The 11,497-nt window shown below is 61.1% G+C and carries 10 protein-coding genes and 2 pseudogenes; 6 read left to right on the forward strand and 6 right to left on the reverse strand.

Annotated features, from left to right (window positions below; genetic code table 11):
• Positions 1–629: 629 nt before the first annotated feature.
• Together C7I55_RS26960 and C7I55_RS26965 are read right to left on the reverse strand one after the other, a co-directional pair.
• A complete protein-coding gene (locus tag C7I55_RS26960; protein WP_106516157.1) occupies positions 630–1,040 on the reverse strand; it encodes a hypothetical protein in 411 nt (136 codons plus the stop codon).
• Positions 1,037–1,939: pseudogene (locus tag C7I55_RS26965) on the reverse strand (IS256 family transposase); the annotation flags it as partial. The gene C7I55_RS26960 and the pseudogene C7I55_RS26965, both read right to left, overlap by 4 nt.
• 744 nt (positions 1,940–2,683) lie before the next feature.
• Between C7I55_RS26965 and C7I55_RS26970 the strand changes: the two are divergent.
• A complete protein-coding gene (locus tag C7I55_RS26970; protein ID WP_106516158.1) occupies positions 2,684–2,878 on the forward strand; it encodes a hypothetical protein in 195 nt (64 codons plus the stop codon).
• Positions 2,879–2,996: 118 nt separating this feature from the next.
• Here C7I55_RS26970 and C7I55_RS26975 read toward each other — a convergent pair.
• Positions 2,997–3,473: pseudogene (locus C7I55_RS26975) on the reverse strand (GMC family oxidoreductase); the annotation flags it as partial.
• A 62-nt stretch (positions 3,474–3,535) separates the two neighbouring features.
• Here C7I55_RS26975 and C7I55_RS26980 point away from each other — a divergent pair.
• Positions 3,536–3,802, forward strand: coding sequence for a DUF6894 family protein (locus C7I55_RS26980; protein WP_106516160.1), 267 nt, complete (start codon positions 3,536–3,538; stop codon positions 3,800–3,802).
• A 412-nt stretch (positions 3,803–4,214) separates the two neighbouring features.
• A complete protein-coding gene (locus C7I55_RS28405) occupies positions 4,215–4,361 on the forward strand; it encodes a hypothetical protein (protein WP_158266620.1) in 147 nt (48 codons plus the stop codon).
• Here C7I55_RS28405 and C7I55_RS26985 read toward each other — a convergent pair.
• Positions 4,337–4,705 carry a LuxR C-terminal-related transcriptional regulator gene (locus tag C7I55_RS26985; protein WP_106516161.1) on the reverse strand — a complete coding sequence of 123 codons (369 nt, stop codon included), beginning with the start codon at positions 4,703–4,705 and terminating at the stop codon, positions 4,337–4,339. The genes C7I55_RS28405 and C7I55_RS26985 overlap by 25 nt on opposite strands.
• 180 nt (positions 4,706–4,885) lie before the next feature.
• Between C7I55_RS26985 and C7I55_RS26990 the strand changes: the two genes are divergently transcribed.
• Positions 4,886–5,860, forward strand: a complete 975-nt coding sequence (locus C7I55_RS26990; protein ID WP_106516162.1) for a PAS domain-containing protein — start codon at positions 4,886–4,888, stop codon at positions 5,858–5,860.
• Between the two features lie 10 nt (positions 5,861–5,870).
• Here the strand turns inward: C7I55_RS26990 and C7I55_RS26995 are convergent, their stop codons facing one another.
• Entirely contained in the window at positions 5,871–6,776 is a 906-nt protein-coding gene (locus C7I55_RS26995) for a response regulator (protein ID WP_106516163.1), read from the reverse strand.
• Positions 6,777–6,986: 210 nt separating this feature from the next.
• Here C7I55_RS26995 and C7I55_RS27000 point away from each other — a divergent pair.
• A protein-coding gene (locus C7I55_RS27000) for an IS3 family transposase (protein ID WP_106516164.1) occupies positions 6,987–8,134 on the forward strand; the annotation gives its coding sequence in 2 pieces (ribosomal slippage) (positions 6,987–7,251 and positions 7,251–8,134; 1,149 coding nt in all).
• Between the two features lie 143 nt (positions 8,135–8,277).
• Complete coding sequence (locus C7I55_RS27005) at positions 8,278–8,502, forward strand: hypothetical protein (RefSeq protein WP_106516165.1); 225 nt, start codon at positions 8,278–8,280, stop codon at positions 8,500–8,502.
• A gap of 254 nt (positions 8,503–8,756) precedes the next feature.
• On the opposite strand, the gene C7I55_RS27010 is transcribed toward C7I55_RS27005, so the two are convergent.
• Positions 8,757–11,291, reverse strand: coding sequence for a PAS domain-containing protein (locus C7I55_RS27010; protein WP_106516166.1), 2,535 nt, complete (start codon positions 11,289–11,291; stop codon positions 8,757–8,759).
• Positions 11,292–11,497: the final 206 nt, after the last annotated feature.

Genomic DNA, 11,497 nt, shown 5'->3' on the forward strand with positions numbered 1-11,497 from the left:
TAACTCCACCATGCCACTCACCTCGGCGAGAGCACCGACGGCGAGCAGCGGGAGCCTCAGCGGGCCGAGAAGCTTTGGTGAGAATTCACTTTCGGTGCCTCAACTACGGGGAGCGGGCTGTCCGGCCTGCCAGGGTCAGGCGAGCGGTGGATCCAGCAGCGGGGGGACGACCCTTCCGATGAGTAGGGGGGACGCGGCTGGTCGACGTGCCAACAGTGCCGCTTTCCAGAGAGGCGGCAGAACAGGGGCATCGGGTAACAATGCGCCGCTCAAGGCAGCTGTCGCCCAATCCGCAAGAGGCGCCTGCTTCTCCGCGGCGTCCTCGATGTGAGCGGCTGCCGCCGTGGCCACGTCTGAACTCGCCAGCGCTGCGACGTGGGCCGCAGCGTTCGGATGCCGACATAGAGCCAGCGGCGCTGCAACTGCATTCGTGGCGCCGAACGCGAGAAGGAACAAAAGGAGAAGCAAACGTTGCATTATGAGATGAGATAACATCTAGTCCGCTGACTTTGCAACCCCGCTCTTGGTCAATTCCTATCAACGCTGGCGTCGGCGCCGCGAACTGCCTGATACTGCGGAGTGCCACCGGGGCGAGGGGACCGACACACCGTCGCGCTCCCGACCGTCGGCTATGCCTGGGCCAGACCGCTCACGACTTCTTCGAAAGAATCGTCAGAGTCATTGGGAAGAGGCCAATCGGCGAAGATGCTTCTCAACGCTGCGGCGGTCTCGGCGGGGCGCTGCGCCCCCGCGGGTCCACTGGCAGAGTCACCAAAGAGCTGATCCAGGTAGGCGGACGCTAATTTGTGATGGACCTCAGCGGCTCTCGACGTGCTCGTATTGGCTTGAACGGCTTCTGCTTCCGCGCGCCGAAGCAGATACTCGGCGTCAGCGATTTGGGTTGATGGGGACAGCGCCATGAACTTCCCTTTACACGCGAAACCAGTCCCTTCACTCTCCTCCGAGAGATCGTGTCCCAAGACGTGGTGTAACTTCGCCGGCGTGGTTGCGGCGGTCTTCGGCAGTGCCGGATTGATCATGCTGCCATTGGCGGCAGCGTGACGATTGGATCATCGCCGATTTGCGACACGCTTTCCAGTGTCATGTAGCGGGCGCGCTGTACGGCCCATTCATCATTCTGCTCGAGCAGGATGGCGCCGACGAGTCGGGTGATGGCATCCTCGTTGGGGAAGATGCCGACGACCTCGCTACGTCGTTTGATCTCGCCGTTGAGGCGTTCGAGCGGGTTGGTGCTGTGGAGTTTGGTGCGGTGCTCCCGTGGGAAGCTCATGTAGGCGAGCACGTCGGTTTCGGCCTCGTCCATCAGCGCTGCGAGCTTTGAGACCTTGGGCCGGAGCTGATCGGCGACCTGCCGCCACTGGGTTTTGGCGGTGTCGGGGGTCTCCTGGGCAAAAGCGGTGGCGACGAAGGCGGAGACGACCCGGCGTCCGCTTTTGCCGGAATGGGCGAGCAGGTTGCGCATGAAGTGGACACGGCAGCGCTGCCAGGTGGCGCAGAACACCTTGGCGACGGCCGCCTTGATGCCTTCGTGCGAGTCGGAGATGACGAGCTTGAGGCCGCGCAAGCCGCGTCGTGCGAGGCTGCGCAGGAACTCGGTCCAGAAGGTCTCGGCCTCGGACGGGCCCACCGCCATGCCGAGCACTTCGCGCCGGCCGTCGCTGTTGGCGCCGACGGCGACGATCACCGCGACGGACACGATCCGGCCGGCCTGGCGCACCTTGTCATAGGTGGCGTCGATCCAGAGGTACGGCCAATCGCCCTCGATCGGGCGGGTGAGGAACGCGTTGACGCGCTCGTCGATCTCCTTGCAGAGCCTGCTGACTTGGCTCTTCGAGATGCCGGTTGCGCCCATGGCCTTGATCAGGTCGTCGACCGAGCGGGTCGATATGCCCTGGATGTAAGCTTCCTGGATGACGGCCAGTGCCCCGGGAACGAACCACGAGGCGCTCCGCGTCTCGTACAGATCCTAAACGCATCGAGATTGCGCGTGTCCTGGATTAAACGGCACCTAGAAGCGATCAAGGCGTTTCGAAGACACAGCCTTTTGGCGGCAATGGAGAAAGGCGCATGGCGGTAAGTGAGCACAAAAGTCCGAAGCTCGGGCTCGCACTCGTCGGCGTCGCGTTCTTGATCGTTGCGGTTCTGGCGTGGGTGAGTTGGGAGCTTCTTCAGTTACCCTGAGGTATTGAGCGCCCCGCGGCTCCTACCGGGGAACTACGTCCAATATGATCACGAACTTGGGCGAGCAGCCGCCTCCATCAGCCGCATGGCTCGACGAGGCGCCGCGGCAGACCCGCTGCCATTCGTGCTTTCGGGCACCTCGTCGAGGGCCGCGCCGAGCGATAATGGCACATCCCAGAGCGCTCGTCAGTCGGTAGGCTTCCGATAAAAGGTCCGCTCTCGATGACATCGTTCCACATCGTGGAACGGGCCTACCTAGTGCTAACTCACTCGTTTGGTAGTGGTCACCTTCCACGACAAGGCGCTTCGCCAAAGGCGGAGAGGGTTGACGGCTCGTCGGCGACGAGCAGAGCCGTTCGCAAGCCGCCGCTTGCTGTCCCCCCACGACAAAGGACCTAATATCGCGCTTCTGAGGCTTGCAGACCGATGGGATTAGCAGCAAGCCCTAGCGAGTGGTTGGGGTTGGAAGGTGTGAAATTTGATGCGGGTCGCCCGTGTGACGGTTCCTTGGACGGCTCTGTCGATCGCGCTCACCGTCGTGATCGGGATCTTTGTGAATCACGTCGTTGAAGCGGAGTGGATTGCCCCCGTCACGATGGGGGTGTTGCTCGGAGTTCTCATCGCATTCGGCCGCATCCCCGCCCGACGGCCTCGCAACACCGAGGGCGGTGACTGATCGGGATCTGGCTCAAACGGCGCCGAAGTCTTCCTTAGCGAGGCCCAACGCGTTGCCAGATAATGTTGGCCAACCATGTCACTCGGCGTGGCCACGAATGGGCATTCGGAGACGAATACTACGACGAAGCTGCGATCTTCCGGGACTCCGGCACGCTGTTTGCGGCACGACCGATCGCAGCGGAAAGGCGATCGGCTGTTCTCAGCGCCAGAGCCACGATTGTTAACGTTGGGTTCGCCCAACTCGCGGTCGGAAACGTTGACGAGCCCACGAGATAAAGGTTGCCTAGTCCGTGAACCCGACCCTCGTGAGTGGTCACGCCCCGCCGTGGATCGGCGGCCATCCGCGTTGTTCCAATGTGATGATAGCCGCCGATCGGGTGCGACGACACGAGTGGATCCACGCGCCAAAGTTCCCCTGCATCCCCGAGCCATTCCGCAGGGTGCACGTGTCCCAAGCCGAGGCGCTTCATTTCCGCCCCTAGGGTGTCCACGAGCACGCTGACACTACGCTTGTCAATTTCTGAGAGGCGCCAGTCGAGTGCCACGCGCGGTACTCCCAAGGCATCGAGCTCACCCGTCAGGCTCACGCGGCTGTCGCGGTTCGGCGCCTGAGCGCGTGTGAAGCGATCAGCGCGTCTGCGCGTTGCCGAACCACATGCGCTACTTTTTCAACATCGCAGACGGACAGCGGGTTCGCGACGACATCGGGCAGGAACTGCCGGATCATGAAGCCGCCCAGCGATATGCCGTCATCGTCGCCACGGAAATCCTCCAGGATGACCCGCAATTCATCTGGGAAGGGCATGATGTCAGGGTTCAGGTCACTGACGACCGCGGCCTGCTTCTCTTCGAAGTTTTGACGTTCTCGAACTTCGCGCCTGCCGGGGAAGCAGCTGCATCTGGCCGATCACCGAAAGGGTAGGGGACTCGACAATTCCCTCTCAGGCCGTAGATTGCCTGCGCGACCGCCCTGCAAGCCCATCGCCTGTATCCTCTGACCACGGGAGGACATCAGGAGCCCCTTTAGGCGTGTAGTGGTCCCGGATCATAGGTCATGCCCACCATGACGGTCCGGTACCCGCGAGAAATCCTACCCCGGACATCCCGCGGCGGTCGCCACCAGCGTACGCCAGCTCCGGTTTGAAGCGCTAAGGTCACCTCTCGCTAACCGCAGCCTCCAGTACCTCTCGCAGGCTGGCTTCCACGTCTTCGGGACAGCAAACCCCTGATTTCACTCAATTCGATGCCGCGACGGTAATACCGTGTTTACCACAGCTACTTATGGTCAGCGTACGCCCATAGGGCGGTACGCGTGTTCATATTGTGGGAGCGAGATGACCAATACCACCTTGCCGCCAGAACTCGAGCGGTATGTCGTGCTGTCTCCTTGGGAACAGCTCGAGCAGGAGGAACGCCGGCGCGAACGGGCCAGGCTGGAGTTCGGCCGCATCAAGCGTCAACGGCCTCTCTGCGCCCAATGACCTTGCTCGCTACCAGCGAGAGAAGCTTCCTCCACCTCTTCATTTTTTTGAAGGCTTCCAGATAGCTCTTCGGTCGGGTCGAAGCAGATGCTGTACCGAGCCTCCACCGCCAAGCGGATGGCTCCGGCAGTGCCTACGCCAAGCCGCTTCAGAATACCTGCCCGGTGCATCTTCACGGTCTTTTCGTCGATACCGAGCATCTGGCCGATCTGCTTGTTCCGCATGTCGCTGACCATGAAACGGAGTACCTGGCGCTGTCTGTCGGTGAGAGCTGACAGCCGAACGGCTGCTCGCCGAGATCGCGCCTCGAGAGCTTCGATCCCGCCTACCTGATCTCCATCCATCGTACTCCCCCCGTGCTGCCGTCCAAGCGATATGCTGACCAAGCAAACGCATCAACCGATCTGACCACGGGATTGCGCACCTAACGTCAATGCGTTGCCGCGCCTTCGCTTGAACCTTGCGGGTGATCTAAGTACCAATCTTGCAGGGGCGATCGTCGAAATCAGGAGGTAGCGAGCTGCATGTTGGGATCGGCGGGCCTCTCGTCAGAGACTCTGGCGGCCGTTCTCGATCAGAGCGTCGACTGCGTGAAATTGCTGAACCCTGACGGCACGGTTCAATGGATGAACCGCAACGGCCTTTGCGCGATGGAGATCGATGACTTCGATACCGTACGTGGCCAGCATTGGCAGGATCTATGGCCTGAAGAGGCTCGTGACCTGCTCGCGCGCGCGCTCTCATCGGCAAAGGCAGGGCAGGCTTCTCACTTCAAGGCGTCCTGCCCAACCGCCAAAGGTACGCCGCGGTGGTGGGACGTCACGGTGTCGCCGGTGCAGGATGTGACGGGCAGGGAAGCCGGATATCTGGCGATCTCGCGCGACATCACCGACGCTGAGGCCGCCCGCGAGGCACTTGAGATCGCGGCAGCCGAACTACGGCACCGCCTGAAGAATACCTACACGATTATCGGCACGTTGATGTCAGGCTTCGCGCGGGGGTCGCCTGAGAGGGAAGCCTTTGCAGAGGAGATGGTCGAGCGCTTGTCAGCCCTCAGCAACGCACAGGCCCTGTTTTCAGCACAAGACGCTCCCTGCCGCCTCGACCAGCTCATTCAAGCACTTGTAGGCCCTTTCAAAGGGGCAGGCGCCACGATGACAATCGGAAGCTTACCTGCGACACCCGTTTCGAAAGGTCAGGCGGATGCGATCGCGCTTGTGCTCGGCGAACTCACTGTCAACTCAGTCAAGCACGGTGCCCTGTCGAAGCATGGTCAGCTTCACATTGGCGCTGAAGGCCTACCCAATGGCTTCCGAGTGACGTGGTCAGAACAGAGCGCACGATCAGTGCGGGCGACGGGGCGCGCAGGTGGTCAGGGGCTGGAGCTGATCGCAAGGATCGTCAGAGCCCGGCATGGGAGACTTGCACTCCAGTGGCACAGCCACGGCCTCGATGTGACAATCGAATTCGAAACGGAAAACCAGAAACAAGCGAGGTGACGAGGTTGCCCTAGTTTGGGGTGCGACTATCATCCGCGCCGCGCCCTACCTGCGAGCCGAAGATCGCTTTAAACTCACTTAGGGCGTTAACCAAGGCAGCCACCCCCAGAGGTTTCACAACGTAGCCTGTGGTTCCAAGCGCGTAGGCGGCGGTTCTGTCGCTATGCTCGTTCGAGCCGGTGAGAACGATGACAGGAACGGAGCGTGTTGTTGGGTCTCCTTTCAGGGCAGCAAGCACATCCAGCCCGCCATGCTTCGGCAACTTAAGATCGAGCATGACAGCCGACGGCGGCCCGCACCGACAGCCTTCGAACTTGGCGCGATTCAGATATTCGAGGGCTTCGCCACCATCGCGGGCTACATCAATTCTAACCTCGATCTGCATCTGCTGCAACGCGCAGAGCGTGAGTTCCAGGTCACGATCATCATCTTCAATCACCAGAAGTCGGGACACCGTCTCTTCACCTTCTGTGTGGCTCCGCTTTGCCGAAGGTGTCCTCGCGTCGCGCGCATATGCGCCTGACTTTGAGGCCCCAGTGCGGCGGGAAGGACCGTGCTCGAATTCGCTCTTCAGTAATTCAGAGAATGCTTTCGTGAAGTAGGGCTTGGGCACGAAGGTTGCGTCGGAAGGCATGCCGAGGTCACCCGCTTGGCAGTGGCCAGACGTGACATAAACCTTGAGGTGCGGCCAAGTCACCGAGATCCGGCGCGCCAACTCCAAGCCATCCATCGATCCGGGCATCCGAACGTCCGTGATGACGGCGTTCAATTCTAAGCCACTGGTTCGAAGGATCGAGAGGGCGACGTCGGCATTCTCGGCTTCCAACACTTCAAAGGCGTCTTCACCCAGCTGATCAGCCAGCATCATCCTGAGCAACGGCTCGTCTTCTACAACCATGACGCGTAGGTCTGGCATATTGAGCCTCTCCCTGCAGCGGTGACTGTGCGCCTTGTCCTAGCCTTAATACCGTAGCTAACAAACACAAACCGAAAACAGGGCAGCCCCGCGCACCATCCAGTTCTCGAATGAAGTACCGGGCTTACCGGCGGCGGCCTGAGGGTCCGCTGAGCTGCTGCCGGTTTCGTGGACACCGAGATAAGGTGTTTATGGAACTGGAGGGTATGGATGGAACGACGAAGACACAGCCGGGAGTTCAAGCTTGAGGCGGTGAGGCTGGTTCGCGAGCGCGGGGTGTCGATTGCACAGGCCGCGCGCGATCTGGATCTGCACGTGAACGTGCTGCGCAAATGGGTCCGGGAGTTCGAGGCGGATGCCGGCGCGGCCTTTCCCGGCCACGGCAATCTGAAACCCGAGCAGCAGGAGATCGAGCGGCTTCGCCGCGAGCTCGCCAAGATGAAGGCGGAGCGCGATATCTTAAAAAAAGCAGCGGCCTACTTCGCGAAGGACTCGATATGAGGTTTGCCTTCGTTGCGAAGCACCGGGGGATCTGGCCGATATCGTGGATCTGCGAGGCGCTCGGGGTCTCGCGCAGTGGCTTTCATGCCTGGCTGAAGCGTGGTCCTAGTGCACGATCGAAGAGCGACGAGAAGCTTGGCGCCAAGGTACGTGCCAGCTTCGTTGCAAGCGACCGCACCTACGGTTCGCGCCGCGTCTGGCACGACCTCCTGGCCGAAGGCCTTTCATGCGGCCTGCACCGCGTTGAGCGGCTGATGCGTCTCGAGGGGCTTCGTGCGAGGCCACGGCGGCGCAGCCTGCCCAAGGACGACGGCACCCGCTCCATGATCGCCGACAACGTTCTCGATCGCCAGTTCTCCGCCGATCGCCCGAACCAGAAATGGGTGGCGGACTTCACCTACATCTGGACCGCGCAAGGCTGGCTGTACGTGGCGGCCGTCATCGACCTGTTCTCGAGACGCGTTGTCGGCTGGTCGATGCGCGATACAATGACAAGCCAGCTCGTCACCGATGCGCTGATCATGGCGATCTGGCGTCGCGGCAAGCCGCACGCCCTGCTGCACCATTCGGACCAGGGCAGCCAGTATACGAGCGAGCAGTTCCAGCGGCTGATGACCGACAACGGCGTATCCTGCTCGATGAGCCGCTCAGGCAACGTCTGGGACAATGCGGCGATGGAAAGCTTCTTCTCCTCGCTCAAGACCGAGCGCATCGCCAGGAAGGTCTATCGAACCCGCGACCAGGCCAAGGCCGACGTGTTCGACTACATCGAGCGCTTCTACAATCCCAGGCGCCGACACTCGACCTTGGGGTACCTCAGCCCCATCGACTTCGAGAAGCTGTCTGAGGTAGCCTAGCCTATCTTAGTGTCCATCAGACCGGCAGCAGCTCACGCACGAGTGTCGGCTGTAAGCGGGATCCACTCGGTGCGAACTTGAGAGCTAGCAAGTTCGCCGATTGGATGCTAAGGTGGAATGATCGTCAACCAGGCTTCTGGGCGTTGGCGCTGAGAGACATCGTCTTCCGCCCCGGCTTCGAGGTGACGATGATCCACTACCGCCTTTACTTCCTTGGTCCCGACGGTGGCTTCTTACGAGCCGAGGACGTCAACGTGGCGGATGACGAGGCCGCGATTGCAACAGCCCGGGAGCGAGATCATGCAGAGACTGTCGAGGTCTGGGAGCGTGCCCGCCTCGTGGCGGCCGTACCAACCTCGAAAAGCTGAACAGGGTGCCGCTCGCCACAATCTGAGGCCCACCCGACCTAAAACCGCGGCACTGCGCGACGCCACGCTGCCACTCGATGTCCCTCATCCGTGAGAGGCCGGGCGATCACCGCGGCAACGACAGGAGAGGGCTGGTCTCTTATGCAACCGGGTGCCGACATCGCACGGCCGAGCAGAGTGCCCGCCATTTCCAGCAACTCAAGCCGGTCCGGCGGCGCTTACAGGCTCGTGTCGTGAAGTAGGAGCCTTGGTCTTCAAACGGGCGTCGTATTCGGGGCATTGTCTCCGTCTGGCTGACGGAGTTCTCGGTGGCGCTTCCCACCGGAGGTGGCGATGGCTTGATGCAGAGCTTCGGTCAAATCTGCCGCGCTGTAAGGCTTTTGGAGAAGCGGGAATCCGTGTCGACCCTCGTCCACCAGAACGTGACTGTACCCACTTGTGAGCACAATCGGCGTGCCGGGCAGTTTCCTTTGCACTATCCTCGCGAATTCGATCCCGCTCATCCCTGGCATCACTACGTCACTGAAGACGATATCGACAGCAGGACGGGTGGAAAGCATTTCAAGTGCCTCCTGCGCGCAGCAGGCTACCTCGACTTCGAATCCAAGATCGGTAAGGAGGTCTACCGCAAAAGCACGAACGTCGGCATTGTCTTCTACGAGGAGGATCCGACCATCGCGGGCGTGCGTCTCAAACAACCGCTGGTCTTCAGACGTGCTCGGTAGAGCACTACGTGCCGGCAGCAGAAGTTGGAAGGTAGTTCCAACGTTCAACGCGCTGTTTACCGTGATCTCGCCCTCAGACTGTTTGATGAAACCATAGACTTGGCTCAGGCCGAGGCCAGTGCCTTTGCCCACCTCCTTTGTCGTGAAGAATGGCTCGAAGATGCGGTCGAGCTCCGCAGGTTCGATGCCGTGACCGGTGTCGGCAACCTCAACGCAAACAGACTCGTGATCGACTTGTGCGTGCCGGCGGACCGTGATCCTCAGTACGCCCTCGCCCTCCATAGCGTCGCGCGCATTGACCGCCAGGTTCACGATCGTGGTGTCGAATTGCGCTACATCGGCTTCTACGAAGCAGTCTGGGCACTCAGCGTCCACCTCGAGGCGTATTCTTGAGCCGAGCAGGCTCCGTAGCATCTGGGAGATTGTGGTGATCCGTCGACCGGCATCGAACAGCTCCGGGCGCAGCGCTTGCCGACGGGCGAATGCCAGGAGCTGGCCAGTCAGCCGAGCGGCCCGATCTGCAGTGTCGGAGATTGCATCGACGTAACGCCGACGCTTCATCTCGCTCAGCCCCTCGCGCCTAAGAACGTCGGCAGAGCCTCTGATCACCGTCAGCAGGTTATTGAAATCGTGTGCGATCCCGCCCGTGAGCTGGCCTATCGCCTCCATCTTTTGACTTTGTCGAAGAGCCTCGTTGGCGACCTCAAGCTCGCGCGTTCGTTCAGCAACCCTCTGCTCCAGGCCGTGGTTGGCGCGCTGAGTAGCCTCGAACAAACGAGCATTGTCGATCGCGACGGCCGCCTGCCCCGCTAGTCCCAGCAGCAGCTGCTCGGACTCTTCGCCAAACACGCCGGACTCGGGATGCCCGAAGAAGAGCCCGCCGATTACCTCACCGGACCGAGACGTCACCGGCACTGCCAGATAGCTGCGGACAGGCAGATGTCCCTGCGGCATCCCCTTGTGTGGCGGATTTCGACCATATCGTGGATCTGACGTGATGTCGTCGGATCGAAGGACGCCGTCGCCCTTGAAGGTCGGGGCGAACACCTCCGTCGCTCGAGGATGGCCGAAGCTGTCGAAGTCCGATCGCTCAGCCCCCGACAGAGAGTAGAGGAGGAAGCTCTCTCCGGCCCCATTGATCACGTTGTAGAAGAAGGCTCCGAACTTCGCGCCGCTCAGTTCCACGCCTGCGTCAGTGACAATCTGCACAACGCGTTCGAGATCGAGTTCAGCAGCCAGCGCCTGTCCGGTCTGGTTGAGGACGTCTAACCTGGCTTGCTTCGCCTTTTCCTTCTCGATATTTCGAGCTTCGATAACCGTCCCGACGGGAGCGCCGGCTTGATCCAAGAGCGGGCTTGCGGTGAAGGCTACCGGGTAGAAGCTGCCGTCTGGGGCAACGAAGATATCTTCCCCCTGCACCTGCGCGCGTTTGGGAAAAGCGCGATCAATCGGGCACTCTGCCCGCGGGTAGTGAGATCCATCGGGTTTGGTGTGGTGAATGACATCATGCAGCGGACGCCCCTGCAAGTGCGCTAACGGGAAGCCGGTAAGCTTCTCGGCTGCGGCATTTGCGTAGACGCACTGCTGCTGGTCATCCATCAGGAACACGGCCATCGTAGTGTTGCCAAGTACCGCATCGAGCCGCCGGCTCGTCTCGCGCAGGTTCTCCTGAGCTGATCGCTCGTCAGTGACATCGCGGTAGAAAGCAGCGACGCCTGCTTGAACGGGAACAATCCGCGACTCCAGCCAGGCACCGTGCCCATCCTCCCACGTCTGGTGATGAACGAAGGTTTGCGCCCGCCGGTCGAGCATGACGGACTTGAAGAGACCTCCGAGCTCGGAGCCTTCCAAGCCGGGCGTGAGATCCCAGAGCGTTCGTCCGACGAGCTCCTCCTTCGACCGCCCGTCCAATGCCAATGCAGCAGCATTCACATCGAGGAGCCGAAACTCCCGATCCAGAAGAAAGAAGGCCTCCGACATGTTCTCGAGAACATCTCGGGCGTAATCGGCCGTGGACGGGCTCGGGCCAGAGCGTGCGTGCGTCAAAGCTACCTCAATGAACAAAGGGGTACGTCGTGCCCCGCAGTCGGCCTATAAGCAGACCAAGCAGGTAGGCAACATCGCGTAAGATGTTGGATGGGCGGTGACGTGACCCCCGTTTTCTCCTCCAGTTTGAGCTAGAGTCCGGCCCAATGAAGGGACGGATGGATGAAGCGGAAGCGGTTTTCGGAAGAGCAGATCGTCGGCATCCTGAAGGAGGCCGAGGCAGG

Source organism: Allosphingosinicella deserti (genome assembly GCF_003012735.1).
Classification (GTDB): Bacteria; Pseudomonadota; Alphaproteobacteria; order Sphingomonadales; family Sphingomonadaceae; genus Allosphingosinicella; species Allosphingosinicella deserti.

What these genes read in the sequence shown, in the direction of transcription:
- C7I55_RS26990 (WP_106516162.1), top strand. Translation starts at nt 4,886, where the DNA reads ATGTTGGGATCGGCGGGCCTCTCGTCAGAGACTCTGGCGGCCGTTCTC.
- C7I55_RS28405 (WP_158266620.1), top strand. Translation starts at nt 4,215, where the DNA reads ATGACCAATACCACCTTGCCGCCAGAACTCGAGCGGTATGTCGTGCTG.
- C7I55_RS26960 (WP_106516157.1), bottom strand. Translation starts at nt 1,040, where the DNA reads ATGATCAATCCGGCACTGCCGAAGACCGCCGCAACCACGCCGGCGAAG.
- C7I55_RS26970 (WP_106516158.1), top strand. Translation starts at nt 2,684, where the DNA reads ATGCGGGTCGCCCGTGTGACGGTTCCTTGGACGGCTCTGTCGATCGCG.
- C7I55_RS26985 (WP_106516161.1), bottom strand. Translation starts at nt 4,705, where the DNA reads ATGGATGGAGATCAGGTAGGCGGGATCGAAGCTCTCGAGGCGCGATCT.
- C7I55_RS26980 (WP_106516160.1), top strand. Translation starts at nt 3,536, where the DNA reads ATGCGCTACTTTTTCAACATCGCAGACGGACAGCGGGTTCGCGACGAC.
- C7I55_RS26995 (WP_106516163.1), bottom strand. Translation starts at nt 6,776, where the DNA reads ATGCCAGACCTACGCGTCATGGTTGTAGAAGACGAGCCGTTGCTCAGG.